Here is a 16,072-nt window from a genome sequence, read left to right as displayed (position 1 = left end):
CCTCCTCCTCGCGCCGCCCCGGCCGGGGGCGGCTACCCGAGCCACTACCCGATGTCGATGGGGCCGCCGCCCGTGGCGGCCGACCACGGATCGCCCGGCTCCGGGCGTCCCGACCGCTCGGACGTACCCGCCCGCGCGCCCGGCGACGCCTCCGCGGGCGACGGAGGCGGGTCCTCCGCCGCGCCGGCGCGCCCGCCGCGCGGGCGCGTCCGGTCGAACGCGCCCATCACGTCCAGGGCGGCGGCGAGCAGCGACTCCCCGGCCTCCCGCAGGTGGCGGGCCACGTCGCCGCCGGACTCCCGCTTCATCGCGATGGCCCGGCAGACCGGGCAGTCGCGGCACTCCGGCGCGCCGGTGGCGATGTGCGGTCCCCGCGACGGCTCACCGCCGGTCCGCGCGGCGGTGTCCTCGCGTGTGGCACGGTCCCACACGTCGTCCGCGGGCTCGTCCCGCGGCGCGCGCCCGTCCCCGCCGCCGGCTCCGCTCACCCGCTTGATCAGCGCGTCGAAAAGCTTGGCGGCCTCGTCGAGGACGTCGCCCGGTCGGTCGCTCATGGCTCCATCTTCCATCCGTTTTCGGCGTGAACGGTAGCGCCTCCGCGCCGCGCCCGCGCACCGGTGGGGCGGTCAGCTCTCGATGTGCCGCTTGAGGCCCTTGAGGGCGGAGTCGATGATGCGCTTCTCGCCCTTGCGCTTCACCATGCCGATCATGGGGACGCGGACGTCCACGGCGAGCTCGTAGGTCACCTCGGTGGCGCCGTCCTCCTCCGCCAGGCCGTAGGTGCCGTGCAGGCCGGTGACGACCGTGCCCGGCTCCACCAGCTCCCAGGTCACCCGGTCGTCGCCCTCCCAGGTGTAGGCGAGCCCGACGGTGTCGCTGAACGGGCCGCCGTCGAACGTCAGCCGCGCGCGCACGGCGCGGCCGTCCTCGCCCGTCTCCTGCACGGTGAACTCGCGGATGCCGCTCGCCCACTCCGGGTACGCCTCCAGATCGGCGATCACCGCCATGATCTCGGCCTTCCCCGCCTTCACCGTGATGGAGGAACTCGTGCGGTCCGCCATCTGCGTCTCCCTCCGGCTCGCGCACGGGCCCGGCGGGCCCGGTGTCGTAACGAAGGTATCCCTACACCGTCAGGACGTACGGCACCCCGCGCGCGCGGAAGTGGCCGACGTTCACGCATTCGGTGCGGCCGATGCGCATCCGGCTCTGCAGCGGCTGGTGGACGTGGCCGAACAGCACGTACTTCGGCTGCGTCCGGTGGACGGCCTCCAGGATCGCCTCGCTGCCCCGCTCGAACCGGCGCGCCACCGTGTCGTAGAGCAGCTCCGGGACAGCGGGCGGGATGTGGCAGCACAGCACGTCCACCTCGCCGACGGCGGCGACCTTGGCGGCGAAGGTCACGTCGTCCAGCTCGTAGGGGGTGCGGTACTCGGTGCGCAGCCCGCCGCCGACGAACCCGAACCGCAGCCCGCCGATCTCCGTCGTCTCGCCGTCCAGGACGTGGTGGCCGTCGCGCAGGTGCGCGCCCCACATGCGCGGCACGTCGACGTTGCCGTAGGTCAGGTACGCCGGGGTGGGCATGGCCGCGAACAGCTCCGCGTACTGCCGGTCGACGGCGCGTTCGATGTGCGGCCAGGCGTCGCCCTCGAGCGAGGCCCAGAGGCCCTTGGAGAACGCGCGGGCCTCCTCGAAGCGCTTCTCGGTCCGCAGCGCGATGAAGCGGTCGGCGTTCTCCTGGCCGAACAGGTCGGCGAAGATGCCCTGCCCGTGGTCCTGGTAGTCCACGAACAGGATCAGGTCGCCCAGGCAGACGAGCGCGTCCGCGCCGTCCGCCGCACCCGCCAGCGCGTCCGCGCGCCCGTGGACGTCGCTCACCACGTGGATCCTCATGAACCGACTGTAATAGGGCGTACCACCCGGGAGAACGGGCGGCTCAGGCTGTGCTCGTTCAGGCGGTGGCCGCCGCCACGAGCGCGCGCCACTCCCGCACCAGGGCCGCGTCGACCGGGGCGTCCCAGTCGCCGTCCGGGCGCACGGCCGTGCCCACGTGGAACGCGGTGACGCCCGCCGCGGCGAGCAGGGCGACGTGCTTGCGGCGCAGGCCGCCGCCAGCCATGATCATTTCGGCCGCGGCGGGGTCCTCGGCGGCGCGCCGGGCGAGCACGCCGACCCCGGCGTCCACCCCGCGCGGCGACCCGGCCGTGAGCACCGTGTCGAGGCCGCCGCCGAGGTCGCGGACGACCCGCCACGCCTGGGCGGGGTCGGCGGCGTGGTCCAGCGCCCGGTGGAACGTCCAGGGCAGCGGGGCGGTCTCGGCGGCGAGCTTGCTCGTGGCGCCGGTGTCGACCTGCCCGGCGGAGTCGAGGAAGCCGAGCACGAACCCGTCCGCGCCCGCCTCGGCGAGCCCGGCGGCGGCGCGGCGGAGCCGGTCCAGCTCGGCGCCGGTGGTGCGGAACCCCGCGTTGGCGCGCAGCATCACCCGCATCGGCAGGGGCGTGGCGTCGCGGATCGCCGCGACGAGGTCGGGGTCGGGGGTGAGGCCGTCCGCGGCCATGTCGGCGACGACCTCGATCCGGTCGGCGCCGCCGTCCCGCGCCGCCCCGGCGTCGGCCACGGTCAGCGCGATCACTTCGAGCAGTGACATGGCGTTCCCCCGAACGGCGTCCGTTGTGCGACCGGAGACCAGCGTAGGCGACCCGGCGCCGCGCGCCAGGGGCGACGGCCGGTCTTTGCCGTGCCGTTAACCCGCGGTTGCGGGGGCGGAATTCCTACTCGTGGGTATCATGCGGCAACGGAGAAGTCTGCGTTCTTCCCCGCCGACCACGAAGATCGACTACAGGAGTGGGCCGTGCGCGAGTTCAGCGTCCCCGCGATGGTGGAGGTCCCCGACTCCGCCACACTGACCGACGCGCCCTTCACCCGGGCGGCCGAGGAGCCCGGCAGGATCGTAGCGCGCCGCAACCGCGGCGGCGCCTGGAGCGCCGTCACCGCGGCCGAGTTCGCGGCCGAGGCCGCCGGCGTCGCCAAGGGGCTCGTCGCCGCCGGCGTCGAACCCGGCGACCGGGTGGGCCTGCTGTCGAAGACCCGGTACGAGTGGACGGTCCTCGACTACGCGATCTGGGCGGCGGGCGCGGTCTCCGTCCCCATCTACGAGACGTCCTCCGCCGAGCAGATCGAGTGGATCGTCGGCGACTCCGGGACCAAGGCCGTCTTCGCCGAGACCGCCGAGCACGTCGCGACCGTCAAGGGCCTGCGGGACAGGCTTCCGGCGCTCGCGCACGTGTGGGGCATCGACGCCGGCGCCGTGGACGAGGTCACCGAACTCGGCGCGGACGTCGGCGACGACGTGATCGAGGAGCGCCGCGGCTCCCGCAACGCGTCCGACCTCGCGACGCTCATCTACACCTCCGGCACCACCGGGCGCCCCAAGGGCTGCGAGATCACGCACGGGAACCTCGTGTCGACCGCCCGCAACGCCGTGCAGGGCGCCATCGCCGAGGTCGCCGTGGAGGGCAGCTCCACGCTGCTGTTCCTGCCGCTCGCGCACGTCTTCGCCCGGCTGATCGAGGTCGCCACCATCGAGGGCGGCATCGTCCTCGGGCACAGCGACATCCCGAACCTGCTGCCTGACCTCGCGTCCTTCCAGCCGACGTTCCTGCTCGCCGTCCCGCGCGTGTTCGAGAAGGTCTACAACGGCGCCGAGCAGAAGGCCGCGGCGGACGGCAAGAGCAAGATCTTCAAGGCGGCGGCCGGCACCGCGGTGGCCTACAGCCGGGCGCTGGACGCCGGCGGGCCCGGGATCGGCCTCAAGCTCAAGCACAAGGTCTTCGACGTGCTGGTCTACGGCAAGCTGCGCGCGGCCGTCGGCGGCAAGGTGGAGTACGCGGTCTCCGGCGGCGCCGCGCTCGGCGAGCGCCTCGGGCACTTCTTCCGCGGCGTGGGGATCACGATCCTGGAGGGGTACGGCCTCACCGAGACGACCGCGCCCGCCAGCGTCAACCGGCCCACCGCCCTCAAGATCGGCACGGTCGGCCGGCCGATCCCCGGCGTCGACCTGCGCATCGCCGAGGACGGCGAGGTGCTCGTCCGGGGCGTCAACGTCCTGCGCGGCTACTGGAACAACGAGGCCGCCACCAAGGAGGCCATCGAGGACGGCTGGTTCCACACCGGCGACCTCGGCTCCCTGGCCGACGACGGCTTCCTGAGGATCACCGGGCGCAAGAAGGAGATCCTGGTCACCGCGGCGGGCAAGAACGTCGCGCCCGCCCCGCTGGAGGACAGGCTCCGCGCGCACCCGCTGATCAGCCAGTGCCTCGTCGTGGGCGACGGCCGCAAGTTCATCAGCGCCCTCGTCACCCTGGACGAGGAGGCGCTCGGGCCGTGGAAGGACCGGCACGGCAAGCCCGCCGCCATGACGGTGGACGAGCTGCGCCGCGACGCCGACCTCGTCGCCGAGATCGACGCCGCGGTCGCCGACGCCAACCTGTCCGTCAGCCACGCCGAGGCGATCAAGAAGTACGTCGTCCTCGGCGTCGACTTCACCGAGGAGGCCGGGCACATGACGCCGAGCCTGAAGGTGAAGCGCAACGTCGTGATGAAGGAGTTCGCCGGCGAGATCGAGGAGCTCTACTCCGCCTGACCTCCGCGCAGGGCGGCCACGGCCTCGGCGACCGGGGTCGTGCCGCCCAGCAGGTCCAGGGTGCGGCGGCGGACGTCGCGGGCGTCGAGCAGCGCCGCGATGACCGCCGCCACGTCGTCGCGGGCGACCGGGCCGTGCCCGATCGGCGGCTCGGCCAGCGTCACCAGGCCGGTGCCCGGGTCGTCGGTGAGGCGGCCCGGGCGCAGGATCAGCCAGTCCAGGGCGGTGCGGCGCCTGAGATCGTCCTCGGCCTCGCCCTTGGCCCTGATGTAGGCCGCCCAGACCTCGCCGCGGCCCGGCGCCGGCGGCTCGCCGGCGCCCATCGCGGAGATCTGCACGAGGTCGCGGACGCCCGCCCGCTCGGCGGCGTCCGCCGTCAGCACCGCCGCGGCCCGGTCGACGGTGTCCTTGCGCGCCGCGCCGCTGCCGGGCCCCGCGCCCGCGGCGAACACGACCGCGTCGGCGCCGGCCAGGTGCCCGGCGACGGTGTCCGCGTCCGCGGACTCCAGGTCGCACACGACCGGCCGGGCCCCGGCGTCCCGGACGTCGCCGGCGTGGCCCGGATTGCGGATGAGGCTCCGCACGGTGTCCCCCCGTGCGGCGAGCAGCCGGGACAGCCGCAGTGCGATCTTCCCGTGCCCGCCCGCGATCACGATGTCCATGTCGCGATCGTAGGACGCCGGAGACCCGGACGCGCGCGCGGCCCGCGTCCGGGTCCCGGACTCGTGCGGTGGGTCAGCGGCGGTAGCGCGGCCGCTTGATCTTGGTGCCGGACCGGGTGCCGGCGCCGCGGTTGATGGCGTTGACCGCCTTCTGCATGAGCGCCTCGTCCATCACGTTGATGAGGTCGCCGTGGTCGGTCACCGGGTCGTGGCCCGACTCGGGGAAGCTGTCCAGCGCGAACTTCAGCGGCTCGGCGGGCACGTCGTACGCCAGCGTCATCCGCAGCTGCGGGACCGCCTTGGTGCCCTGCGGGCAGGCGCCCGTGCGCGGGTCCGTGAACTTGATGTGGTCACGGTGGTTGGCGCTGTCGGTGTTCTGCCCGTCCCAGCAGCTCGGGAAGTTCAGCACGCGCAGGACCTGGCTGCCCTCGGGGCAGAGCGGGTACTTGTCGGTGAACGCCCGGTTCTCGAAGCCGGTGCAGGTCCAGCTCGCGTGGGCGTTCGCCAGCCCGTTCGTCACGGCCTTGGCGTCACCGGTGGCGACCCGGATGAACCGCGGCATCGCGACGACCTTGCTGCGCGCGTTGCCGAAGTACTGGAGTTTCACGCTGGACGGGGTGACGATGCTGCCGATGTTGCCGTCCGCGGTGCTCTGCTCGGCGCGGTCGGAGTCGTCCTGGCCGTCGCGGAGCCGGATCACCGGCCAGAAGTAGGCCGACTTGTCGCCGTTGGTGCAGGTCGTTCCCGCCGCGGCGAAGGTCTCGTCGGTCGAGAAGGCGTTCGTGTCGAGGTTGCCGACGTAGTCGTGGATGTGGTGAGCACCGTTCACCACGCCGGGCGCCGCGAGCACGTTGTCGGGGTTGCTGTGGGCCTGGCCCTCGTTCACGCCGCAGTTGGACGCGAACACGCCCGTGGAGGCCTGCCGGCTCGGGCGGGGCTGCCGGACGCGCGGCGCCTTGCGGATGCTGACGTACTGGTCCGCGCGCAGCTCGGGGTTCGGCGGCGCCTCGTTCCCGCCGCCCTGCTCGCCGCCCTGGCCGTTGCCCTGACCGTCACCCTGGCCATCGCCTTGGCCGTCGCCCTGGCCGCCGTTCTGGCCGTCGCCCTGGCCGCCGTTCTGGCCGTCGCCCTGACCGCCGTCCTGGCCGTCGCCCTGGTCACCGTCCATGGGGGGCGGGCTCTCCTGCTCGCCGCCGCCGTTCTGGCCGCCGTCCTGACCGCCGCCGCCCGCCGGGGGCTCGCCGGTCTGGCCGCCGTCGCCGCCCTGGCCGCCGCCCGCGGGGGGTGCGCTGGTCTGGCCCCCGCCCTGCGGGTCCTGCGGGTCGCCCGGCAGGTTGGGGGCGCCGGCGTTCTTGCCGCCGGCGGGCTGGGCGGGGTAGGCGGCACCGGCCGCCTGGGTGGTCGCGGGGGCGTAGGGCTGCTGCGCCGCGGAGCCGGGGGTCTGCTGACAGGCCGTCGCGACCAGAGCGAGCGCCGGGATCATCGCGGCGAAGGCCTTTTGCTTTCGTACCATCTGGAAGTGCTCCCTTTACGGGGTGGTAGGTCAGTGCAGGGCACGCCTGGGTACCAGGCCCGTGCTCTCCAGTAGCGACATATGCGTGTTGACGAACTTCAGGCACCGCTCTGCGTACGCGCGGATCTCGCTGTTCTCGGTCTGCGCGCGAACCTTGGCGATGACGGTGAAGACCGCTCCGTGCGCGGCGCGCAACCGCAACACGAATGTCTTGTCATAGTCGGCGCCGTACTTTCCCGACATCTCCCTCAGCCAGCTCTTCTGGCTGCCGTTGGGCTCGTTGGGAAGGAGCACGCCGAGCTTCTGCGCCTCGGCGCGGGTGTCGGCGTCCAGCTGCATGTGCTGGCGCATGATGATCTCGCCGACCTCCTTGACGCGGGGGCTGGAGCCGCGCTGCGAGGCCTGCTGACCGGCGGGAATCTCCCACAGGCCGGCCTGCCTCACCTTGACCAGCAGCTGCCGGTCCAGGGTGCTCAGCTTCCCCCAGCGGGTGTTGACGGTGCCGCCCAGATTCGCCGCGCCACTGGCGGGCACGCCGACCGGATTCATGACGACGGCGAAGGCCGCCACAACGGCCGCCACGGCCGCGAGAATCAGCAGAAGGCGCCCCGCGCCGAAACGCGGGAGCCTGCGCTTCTCAGCGCTGCCGTAGGATTTCCTCAAGGGAATTCAGTCCTCCTTTCGAGGCTCTCTCGACGGACCCGGCGCGGGTTTTGCCGTTGATACGCACCGCACCGTCCGGAAGGTTCAGCGTTGTCCGGCGGATTTTCAATTTTCTGGACATCCGGAAATCACCGGCGCGATGATGCTCCGGGTACACCCTCGATGACGCGCAGTGCCAATGCGGGGCACATCGCCACCGCCTTCTGCACGTCCTTCTCCATCCACGACGGGATCTCGGTGCCGAGCACCACGGGGAAGCCGTAGCGGTCGAGCTGGATCAGCTCCGGGATGAGGTAGGCGCACAGCCCGTGCCCGTCGCACCGGCTCCAGTCGATCGCCACCCGCCCCTCCGAGCCGTCCGGCACCGGGAGCGGCAGCACGCCGTAGGTCGACAGGCCGCAGCCGCCGCCCCACCGGTGCGCGTCGATCTCGGCGCCGAACGCCTCCATCGCCGACAGGACGAACTTCGCCGTCCCGTCCGGGTGGGTGCAGGCGCCGCGGCCGCGGCCGACGCTCGCGGCGCGGCGGACGTCCTCCACCGTCCCGGCCCCCTCGGTGAGGGCGTTCAGCGCCCGGACGACGTCGGGCAGCCCGAGCCGGCACGGCCCGCACTGCCCGGCGGACTGCGCGGCGAGGTACGAGGCGATCCGGGTGACCTCGCCGAGCGGGCAGGTGCCCTGGGTGAGCGGCAGGATGATGCCGGCGCCGACCGTCCCGGCGACGCGCCGCATCCCGGAGCGCGACAGCACGGCCCGCGACACCCCGGCCGGGTCCAGCCACATCCCGTGGTAACCGCCGACGAGCACGCCCGGGGACGGCGGCACCTCGCAGTGGTCGAGGACGGCCCGCAGCGGCGTGCCGAGCGGCGCCTCGACGACCTGGGTCCCGCCGATCGTGAGCAGGGTGGTACCCGGCTCCTCCTCGGTCCCGGCCGAGGCGTACAGGTCGGGGCCAAGCGAGACCAGCACCGCCAGCTGCGCGAACGTCTCGGTGTTGGACAGCAGCGTCGGGAAGCCGTCCACCCCGGAGTCGGAGGCGCGGACCTTGACACCCGGCGGGATCGGCGTCTCCCCGTTGATCGCGCGGATCACCGCGCCGCTCTCCCCGGAGATGAACCGCTCGGTCAGCCGGACGACCCGGGCCGGCATCCGCCGCTCGCTGATCGCGGCGCGGACCGACCGGGCCGCCTCGTCGCTCTCCACGGCCAGCACGATCCGCTGGGTGCCGAGCGCGTTCGCGGCGATCTGGGCGCCGTCGAGGACCAGGTGCGGGGCCCGGCCCAGCAGGACCTTGTCCTTGGAACTGCCGGGCTCGCCCTCCGCGCCGTTCACCACGACGACGACGTCCTCGCTGGAGCCGCGCTCGTTGCCCTTCTCGCCCGGCAGCAGCGCGGTCTGGTCCGCGGTCGGGTAGTTGACCCGCGCCGCGACCGCCATCAGCTTGCGCGCGAACGGGAACCCGGCGCCGCCGCGCCCGCGCAGGTCGACCTGCTCCGCCATGCGGACCAGGTCCTCCAGCACCGGCGCGCGCAGCTTGCCGTGCACGGCCAGGTGCCGGTCGAGGTCGAGACGGTCGAACCGGTCGAACCCCAGCGTCAGCCGGGGTCCGCCGATGTTCGAGACGGTGACGGTCGAGGTCATCGGATGACCTCGGTGTCACCCGGCCCTGTCACGGGCATGCCGCGGGGGTCGGACACGGTCCGGCGCGGGTCGTCGAACCCGCGGGAGCCGTAGTCGCGCGGGTCGGCGAAGTCGCGGTCGAAGTCGCGGTCGAAGTCGCGGTCGCCGTAGTCGCGCGGGTCGCCGAGGTCGCGGGGGTCGTCCAGGCCGCGCGGGTCGCCGAACCCGTCCCGGGCCTCGGCCGCCCGGCCGCGCGCCATCGCGGCGACGCGCCCCTCCTCGTGCTCGCGCGCCGCCATCGCGCGCCGGTCGCGGCGCCGGCCGGCGCCGTCGGGCCGCGTGAACGCGTCGACCTCGTCGCCGGCCATGTGCACGTCCCGCGGCTTGATCACCACGACCATCCGGGTGATCAGGGCCAGCACGACGAACACCACGCTCATCACGTAGCTGAGCACCACCCACGGCGCCGCCGCCCGGCCGGTGATCAGGCCGTGCACGATCGCGAACGGCCACGAGATGTAGGCGAGCGCGTGCATCGACCGCCACACCCAGGCCTTGCCCCTGAACGCGAACCGCGCCCGCATCAGACCGGTGATCACGATCAGGAACATCAGGTCGAACGCGATCGTGCCGAGGCCGACCGCGCCGCCGTCCGGGACGACGATCTGCACCGGAAGGGCGAGGCCGTTCATCACCTTCACCGTGACGTGCGCGACCAGCATCGCCGTCGCGACGACCGCGGAGGCGCGGTGCAGCGCCTGCGCGAGCACCCGGTGGCGGATCTTCAGGATGAGCCGCTCGGTCGCCAGCAGCCCGCTCATCACGGCGGTGGTCAGGGCGACGAGGGCGAAGACGCCGGCGTAGAAGTTGAGGAAGTACTGCACGTTCGCGACCGCGACGGCGCCCTGCGGGGTCGCCGCGCCGACGAGGACCACGACCGCACCGGCGAGCACCACGCGCAGCACCCAGCTGGGCACCGCGGGATCATCACTGTTGCGAATTCGCACCGCTCGGACTCCTCTTCTAGGTTGCGGCCGGCGCCGGGGCGCCGGCCGATCCGGCGCCGTCCTTCGGCGTCGCGCCGGGGGACGGCGATGACGACGGAGAGTCGTCCGCGGCGGGGACCGGGCCGAGGTTGGCCAGCAGGCCCCCGGTGAGCACCTGCAGGACGCCGCGTTCGGCGAAGCCGAGCAGCGGGTTCGCCCGCTCCTGGAACGTCCAGCCGCCGATCACGGCGCCGGCCAGCGGGACCGCCTCGGCGCCGCGGCGCAGCCCGAACCCGACCTGGGCACGGGGCGCCTCCGCGCCGCCGCAGGGCCGGCCGGTGCCGGTGCTGCCGAGCGCGTCGCCCCGCTTGACGACGCTGCCGTCGCGCAGCCGGGGCACGTTCCGCAGGTGGTAGTAGGTGGTCGCGAGGCCGCTCGGGTGGATCACCATGACCAGCGCGCCGGCCTTGCTGGAGCAGAACCGGTAGAGGCGGCCGGTGCCGGCCGCGACGACCCGCCCGTCGCCGCCCGAGAACGCCACCGCCCCCAGCGGGCGGGCCGAGCCCTCCGCCGTCGTCATCGACCAGGCGTCGCCGACCTTCCACGGCAGCATCAGCCTGTCGCCGGCGCGCGTTCCGTTGACGAGGGTGGTGGCCTGGGTCGCGGTGAGCGCCCCGTACTTGTTCAGCAGCCGCGCCTCCGACGGCGACATGAGCTTCGCGGGGGCGGCGCCGAGCAGCCCGCCGAACGCCCGGCCGCCGCCCGACAGCCCGACCTGCCACTCCTTGCCGGTCCAGTGGGCGGCGTAGAAGGCGACCTCGGGGTTGGCGGTGCTGGACGCCGGGACGGGGATCGCGCTCGTGCCGAGCACCCACGTCTTGTCGGCGGTGGTCCGGATGGCGTCCACGAGCGGCGCGGCCGTCGGCGCGGCGCCGTAGGCCTGCCGCGCGGCGGCGCCCCGCTGCGCCAGGGTCAGCTTCCGGACCTCGGCGGCGAGCACCTTGAGGTCGGGTCCCGCCGGCGGGGCGGCCGCACCGCCGCCGCCCGGCTGCTGCGGGGCCGGCTGCTGCGGCTGGGCGGCGCCGCCCGAGCCGCCCTGCTTCGGCGGCTTGATCTGGCGCTGCGAGCCCACGGCTCCGGACGAGCCGCCGAGGGGGCCGCCGTCCAGCAGGGCCCGCTCGGCGATGCCGAGCAGGGACAGCCCGACGGCGGTGGACAGCACGATCGCGCCGATGCTCAGCCGGTCGGTGGGCCGCCGGCCGCGGCGCGGCGTGGCCTTCGGGCCGGGACGCGGCGTCGACGGGCGGCGCCGCGGCTCCGGGCGCGCCGGCTGCCGCAGATCGGACCGCCGGTCCGGGCGGCGCTGGGCGCGCGGCCGCTCGGGCCTGCGGGCCCGCCCGCCGCGCTGGGGGAACTCACGGGACCGGTCGCGCTCGGGCCGCCCCGCCCGGCCGCCGAATCCCTCGGTGCGCGCGTCGAAGCCCTTCGTACGCGCGTCGAACTGCTCCGTGCGCGCGTCGGAACGCCCGGCCCGGAGGTCGGACCGCTCCGCCCGGGGAGCAGGCCGCTCCCGCCGGGGGTCCGGCCGTTCCGGGCGCGGGGCGGGCCGCCGGTTCCGCTCGCCGAACGGCTCGGCACCTGCCGCCTGCCCGTTGCGCGCGCCGAACCGGTCCGTGCGCGCGTCGTCGCGCTGTGCGGGCGGCTCAGGCCACCGCGCACGCTCCCGCGGACGCTCGTCGCGCTCGCTGGACCGCGGCGCGCGAGACCTGCCCCCGCGCCGCTTCGGTTCACGCCGTTTCGATTCGCGCCGGGACGCCTTGCGTCCCCGCTCGGACCAGTCCGGCTGCTCCGACCACCAGGACCCTTCGGGCCACTGGGGGTCCTCGGACAGGAGCCCCTGCTTGGGCTCCCGCCTCGCGGACGGGCGCGCGGGCGTCTCCGCCCACGGTGAAGCATGCGTAGAGCTCCGGGACGCATGCCCGTAATCGCGTCGCGCCATGCCCTCTCCTGTGGAGGAGACGGAGAGCTCGCGAACGCCGTTTCGGCTCCGCACCGCCGGGCTTGCGCCCGGCGGCGGGTCCCGCTTGAGACATTGCCGGGATCACGGTGCCGGAGCCCGCTCGCTCCCACCGCGATCCCTGGACGGATTCTCTCGAACCCGCCCGATCACTCCGGGAGCATACGCCCCAGGAGCCACTCGGATGACCGTTGCCGCCAAATTTCTGCGATTCCTTCTGCGCGGCGGTTCTGCTCTGCACTGCTGTACGCGCCGAAGGCACGGGACGTTCACGCGCCCGGGCAATGGATTGCACGGCCGCCATTCCTGCGGAGAAATGCGCGACTACCTGCGACATCGCGATCGCGCTCAAATCAATCCCGGAACGGTCCACGGCGTCCGGGCACATCGGACGCCGCCTCCTCCACCCGCCAGGTGGGGGGCGAGAGAAGATCTCGCCGGGGCCGCACCCGGTCAGCCGGCCGCCTTCAGGAAGCGGGCGGCGAGCGGGGCCGCCACCTTCGGGCCCGAGCCTCCGGCCGAGACGAAGACCGCGAACGCGACGCCGGCCCGGTAACCGATGAACCAGGCGTGACTCCCGCCGCCGAACTCGGCGGTCCCGGTCTTGCCCGCCACCGCGTCCGGCAGCCCGGCAGACGCCGCGGTGCCCTCGATGACGACCGCCCGCATCATCGCGCGGAGCGCGGGCGTCCCGGGCACCGGGCGCGGCCGTTCTCCCCCGCCCTCGCCGATCAGTTTCTCCGGCAGGATCCTCGGCGCACGCCGGGAACCGTCCGCCACGGCGGCGGCCACCGTCGCCATCAGCAGCGGGCTGGCCTGGACGCGGCCCTGCCCGATCGCCGCCTCGGCCAGTTCCGCGCCGCTCCGCGGATCCGGGAAGCCGCCCCGCGCGGCCCCGACGCCCGGGGCGATCGGGGCGCCGAACCCGAAGCGGCGGGCGCTCGCCGCCAGCTTCGCCGCACCGAGACGCTCCACGGCGAGCCGGGCGAACGTCGTGTTGCAGGACGCGGCGAGGGCGCCGCGCAGTGTCGTGCGCCCGAGCGCGTGGTCGTCGTCGTTGCGGATCGTGCGCTGCGCGGTGACCACCGAGGCGGGGCAGTCGGCGCCGGTACCGGCACCCGCCCCGTCCGCGACGAGCGCGCCCGCGGTGACGACCTTGAACGTCGAGCCGGGCGGGTAGAGACCGGTGAACGCGCCGAGCCCGCCCAGTTCGTCCGCGACCGCGAGGATCTCCCCGCTGGACGGCCGGACCGCCACGATCGCGGCCTGGCCGGACGCGGCGGCGACCGCCTTCTCCGCCGCCGCCTGCAGCGACCGGTCCAGGGTGGTCCGGACGGTCCGGGTCTTCTTCACGCCGAACACCTTCACCAGCCGCAGCGGCCTGTTACCGTCGCGCAGCTCAACGGCCCACCCGGTCTGGTCCGCGTCCTCGTCCAGGTTCGCGATGATCTCCGCGAGGTAGGGGGCGAGCAGGCCGTCCTCGGGCAGCGCTCCGCCGTCCCGCGCGGCCGGCCTGGCGGCGGCGACGCGCACCTGGCCGAGCGACCACGCCCCCTTCCCCTTCAGCCCCGGGTAGAGCGTGGACGGCGACCACAGCACCCGCCACCGGCCGCCCACCCGGCCGAGTCGCAGCACCGACCGGAACGACCAGTCGCCGTGGTCGGCCAGCGAGCGCGTCACCGTGAACTCCGCCGTCGCCGCGTCCCGCCCGGACGCGACGACGGGGCGCGGCTCCAGCGCGATCCCGTTGACCCGCAGCCCGCGGGACAGCGCCCGGTGCTGCGCGGCGAAGTCGGCCGGCGGGCCGGCCACGAGCTCGCGCATGTCTTCCAGGTCGCCGTCCCGCCAGGCGCCGAAGTAGGCGGCGGCCACCTCCGCCGCGGTGGCGTTCCTGCTCCGCCGCAGCAGCCGGCCGGCCGTCAGGCCCGCCACCAGCACGACCGCCAGCACCCCCGCCAGCACCACGAGACCCCGCGAGCGCATGCGTCCTCCTCCACCCGCCCACCCGGAGGTCGATCCTTTCAGCGTCCGATTGCTCCGTACATGCACGACTTGCCGGTTTCCCTGGCCGGAACCGGAAGGCGGCTTAGCGATGGATGATCCGCCCCTTAAACGCGCCTAAAGGGGGGTGCCGTCCCGCCGGACGGGCCCTAACGTCGACAACGTCAACGACCGAGGACGCAGCAGCGGCAGGAGGTGGCCCCGATGACACGATCACCGCGACAAGGGATCAGCCCAGGGGGCCGGACAGGCCTCCCGCGCGTCCCCGGTCGGGCACCGTCGAGGGCCGAGCCCCAGCGGTGCCGGATGCCGGGGCCGTGCCCCGCGCTCCCGACCACACGGACACGATCCGACCCGGCCGGCCCACGCGGCGCGCCCATCTCCAGGTTCTCCCCCACAGGGGCGCCGGGCCGCTCGGCGGCGCATCACACTCGCCCCACCTCGGCAGGGGCGTCCGCGTGGAACCGGTCTCCGGGGGCGGGGCTGTGTCTCCGGCGTTGGTTTGGGTTGGGGCGCCTGGGGCGCCCCAACCCAAACCAACGCGTGCGATCGCTGCATCGCTCCGACTCGCCTTGCGGCTCGCTGCGCGATCAGGGTCTCGCTCCGCTCGACCCTGCCTTCGGACGCGATCGCGACCATTGAGGTCGTCGCGTGGTTGCTATATCGGCTGATGTAGTCGCGGACGGACCGTACCGGTCGGTGCGTTAGTTCCGGCCCTATTGACCGCCGGTTTCGGGGCGGGGACCTGCCTACGGCGCGGGGGCGGGTCCTTGTCCCGGAGCCGGTGAATTCACGTGAGCAGTTCTTCCAGGCGGCTCGCCTGGATCTCCCAGCGCCATTCGCGTTCGACCCACGCGCGGCCCTTTTCGCCCATTGCGCGGGCGTGGTCGGGGTTGGTGAGCAGGGCCGACACGGATTCGGCGATGTGCCGGACGGAGCGGCCGTCGACGACCATTCCCGTTTCGCCGTCCAGGACGGCGTCGGGGGCGCCGCCCGAGTCGCCCGCCACCACCGGCAGGCCGGTCGCCGACGCCTCCAGGTAGACGATGCCGAGGCCCTCGACGTCGAGGCCGCGGCGGCGGGTGCGGCACGGCATCGCGAAGACGTCGCCCGCGTCGAAGTGCGCCGGCAACTCCTCCCAGGGCACGCCTCCGGTGAAGACGACCGAGCGTGACACGTCGAGGGACTCCGCCAGGCGTTCCAGGTCGCGGCGGTACGGGCCGCCGCCCACGAGAAGGAGTGCGGCGTCCGGTACCTCGCGGAGGATGTGCGGCCACGCGTGGATCAGGGCGTCCTGGCCTTTGCGCGGCACCAGGCGGGACACGCAGACCACTGTCGGGCGGTCGGCCAGGCCGTGCCGGGCGCGGACGTCCGCACCGCCGGCGCCCGGGTGGAAGAGCTTCTCGTCCACGCCGGGGGCGAGGCGCGCCATCCGCGCCACCGCGTCCTGCGGCAGGACGCGCGCCATCCGGGACCTCGTGTACTCGCCCAGGTAGGTCAGGACGTCCAGGTTGTCTCCGATGCGCCCGAGCACGGTCCGCGCCACTGGCAGCGTCGCCCAGGCCGCCTCGTGGCCGTGGGTGATGCCGACGAGGCGGTCCGCGCCGCGGCGGCGCAGGGCCGGGGCCAGGAGGCCCAGCGGCGCCGCCGCGCCGAACACGACCGCGTCGCAGCGCTCCGCGCGCAGCACGTCCGCCGCCCGGCGCAGCACCCCCGGCTCCGGCAGCATCAGGGAGCCCGGGTGCCGGACGACCGGGAACGGCTGCGCCGCGTCGAACTCCGCGGCGCCCTTCCAGGCGGGGGCGTAGACGACCACCGAACCGGGCGGGCGGCGCACGGCGAGGCCGTGCACGAACGCCTGGATGCCGCCGGGGCGGGGCGGGAAGTCGTTGGTGACGATCAGCGTCCGGGTCATGGTCCGGCCAGCATACGGAAGGGCCCGCCACCGCCGGTGCGGTGACGGGCCCTCGCC

Annotated in this window: 13 protein-coding genes; 1 reads left to right on the top strand and 12 read right to left on the bottom strand. The window is 74.3% G+C overall.

Going from position 1 to position 16,072, the window contains the following annotated elements; translation table 11 throughout:
* Positions 1 to 44: 44 nt before the first annotated feature.
* The 4 genes from ABGB11_RS06770 to ABGB11_RS06755 all read right to left on the bottom strand — a co-directional run bounded on the left by ABGB11_RS06770 (position 45) and on the right by ABGB11_RS06755 (position 2,644).
* The gene (locus ABGB11_RS06770; protein ID WP_347629923.1) at positions 45 to 554 is read right to left on the bottom strand and encodes a hypothetical protein; all 510 of its coding nucleotides are present in this window, start codon (positions 552 to 554) and stop codon (positions 45 to 47) included.
* 72 nt (positions 555 to 626) lie between these two features.
* On the bottom strand, positions 627 to 1,061 hold the full coding sequence (locus ABGB11_RS06765; protein ID WP_347629921.1) for an SRPBCC family protein: 435 nt from the start codon (positions 1,059 to 1,061) through the stop codon (positions 627 to 629).
* 61 nt (positions 1,062 to 1,122) lie between these two features.
* Positions 1,123 to 1,890, bottom strand: coding sequence for a metallophosphoesterase (locus tag ABGB11_RS06760; RefSeq protein ID WP_347629919.1), 768 nt, complete (start codon positions 1,888 to 1,890; stop codon positions 1,123 to 1,125).
* 58 nt (positions 1,891 to 1,948) lie between these two features.
* The gene (locus ABGB11_RS06755) at positions 1,949 to 2,644 is read right to left on the bottom strand and encodes a copper homeostasis protein CutC (RefSeq protein ID WP_347629917.1); all 696 of its coding nucleotides are present in this window, start codon (positions 2,642 to 2,644) and stop codon (positions 1,949 to 1,951) included.
* A 204-nt stretch (positions 2,645 to 2,848) separates the two neighbouring features.
* Here ABGB11_RS06755 and ABGB11_RS06750 point away from each other — a divergent pair, with 204 nt between their 5' ends.
* Complete coding sequence (locus tag ABGB11_RS06750; RefSeq protein ID WP_347629915.1) at positions 2,849 to 4,639, top strand: long-chain fatty acid--CoA ligase; 1,791 nt, start codon at positions 2,849 to 2,851, stop codon at positions 4,637 to 4,639.
* On the opposite strand, the gene ABGB11_RS06745 is transcribed toward ABGB11_RS06750, so the two are convergent.
* From ABGB11_RS06745 to ABGB11_RS06710, 8 genes are all read right to left on the bottom strand, one after another.
* On the bottom strand, positions 4,627 to 5,301 hold the full coding sequence (locus ABGB11_RS06745) for an NAD(P)H-binding protein (RefSeq protein ID WP_347629913.1): 675 nt from the start codon (positions 5,299 to 5,301) through the stop codon (positions 4,627 to 4,629). The genes ABGB11_RS06750 and ABGB11_RS06745 overlap by 13 nt on opposite strands.
* Before the next feature lie 73 nt (positions 5,302 to 5,374).
* Positions 5,375 to 6,814, bottom strand: a complete 1,440-nt coding sequence (locus ABGB11_RS06740; RefSeq protein ID WP_347629911.1) for a DUF1996 domain-containing protein — start codon at positions 6,812 to 6,814, stop codon at positions 5,375 to 5,377.
* A 30-nt stretch (positions 6,815 to 6,844) separates the two neighbouring features.
* Positions 6,845 to 7,477 carry a DUF4142 domain-containing protein gene (locus ABGB11_RS06735; protein ID WP_347629909.1) on the bottom strand — a complete coding sequence of 211 codons (633 nt, stop codon included), beginning with the start codon at positions 7,475 to 7,477 and terminating at the stop codon, positions 6,845 to 6,847.
* A gap of 128 nt (positions 7,478 to 7,605) precedes the next feature.
* On the bottom strand, positions 7,606 to 9,117 hold the full coding sequence (locus tag ABGB11_RS06730; RefSeq protein ID WP_347629907.1) for a ferredoxin: 1,512 nt from the start codon (positions 9,115 to 9,117) through the stop codon (positions 7,606 to 7,608).
* Positions 9,114 to 10,103, bottom strand: a complete 990-nt coding sequence (locus tag ABGB11_RS06725) for a hypothetical protein (RefSeq protein WP_347629905.1) — start codon at positions 10,101 to 10,103, stop codon at positions 9,114 to 9,116. Before ABGB11_RS06725 ends, ABGB11_RS06730 begins: the two co-directional genes overlap by 4 nt.
* 16 nt (positions 10,104 to 10,119) lie before the next feature.
* Positions 10,120 to 12,081, bottom strand: a complete 1,962-nt coding sequence (locus tag ABGB11_RS06720; RefSeq protein ID WP_347629903.1) for a peptidoglycan DD-metalloendopeptidase family protein — start codon at positions 12,079 to 12,081, stop codon at positions 10,120 to 10,122.
* A gap of 471 nt (positions 12,082 to 12,552) precedes the next feature.
* Entirely contained in the window at positions 12,553 to 14,082 is a 1,530-nt protein-coding gene (locus tag ABGB11_RS06715) for a penicillin-binding transpeptidase domain-containing protein (RefSeq protein ID WP_347629901.1), read from the bottom strand.
* An 808-nt stretch (positions 14,083 to 14,890) separates the two neighbouring features.
* Positions 14,891 to 16,015, bottom strand: a complete 1,125-nt coding sequence (locus tag ABGB11_RS06710; protein WP_347629899.1) for a glycosyltransferase family 4 protein — start codon at positions 16,013 to 16,015, stop codon at positions 14,891 to 14,893.
* Positions 16,016 to 16,072: the final 57 nt, after the last annotated feature.

The sequence above is a fragment of the Actinomadura sp. B10D3 genome (assembly GCF_039871695.1).
In the GTDB taxonomy this organism is placed as follows: domain Bacteria; phylum Actinomycetota; class Actinomycetes; order Streptosporangiales; family Streptosporangiaceae; genus Spirillospora; species Spirillospora madurae.
This window is presented reverse-complemented; position numbering and strand designations above follow the sequence as displayed.

What these genes read in the sequence shown, in the direction of transcription:
- ABGB11_RS06710 (WP_347629899.1), bottom strand. Translation starts at nt 16,015, where the DNA reads ATGACCCGGACGCTGATCGTCACCAACGACTTCCCGCCCCGCCCCGGC.
- ABGB11_RS06720 (WP_347629903.1), bottom strand. Translation starts at nt 12,081, where the DNA reads ATGGCGCGACGCGATTACGGGCATGCGTCCCGGAGCTCTACGCATGCT.
- ABGB11_RS06730 (WP_347629907.1), bottom strand. Translation starts at nt 9,117, where the DNA reads ATGACCTCGACCGTCACCGTCTCGAACATCGGCGGACCCCGGCTGACG.
- ABGB11_RS06765 (WP_347629921.1), bottom strand. Translation starts at nt 1,061, where the DNA reads ATGGCGGACCGCACGAGTTCCTCCATCACGGTGAAGGCGGGGAAGGCC.
- ABGB11_RS06740 (WP_347629911.1), bottom strand. Translation starts at nt 6,814, where the DNA reads ATGGTACGAAAGCAAAAGGCCTTCGCCGCGATGATCCCGGCGCTCGCT.
- ABGB11_RS06715 (WP_347629901.1), bottom strand. Translation starts at nt 14,082, where the DNA reads ATGCGCTCGCGGGGTCTCGTGGTGCTGGCGGGGGTGCTGGCGGTCGTG.
- ABGB11_RS06770 (WP_347629923.1), bottom strand. Translation starts at nt 554, where the DNA reads ATGAGCGACCGACCGGGCGACGTCCTCGACGAGGCCGCCAAGCTTTTC.
- ABGB11_RS06755 (WP_347629917.1), bottom strand. Translation starts at nt 2,644, where the DNA reads ATGTCACTGCTCGAAGTGATCGCGCTGACCGTGGCCGACGCCGGGGCG.
- ABGB11_RS06745 (WP_347629913.1), bottom strand. Translation starts at nt 5,301, where the DNA reads ATGGACATCGTGATCGCGGGCGGGCACGGGAAGATCGCACTGCGGCTG.
- ABGB11_RS06760 (WP_347629919.1), bottom strand. Translation starts at nt 1,890, where the DNA reads ATGAGGATCCACGTGGTGAGCGACGTCCACGGGCGCGCGGACGCGCTG.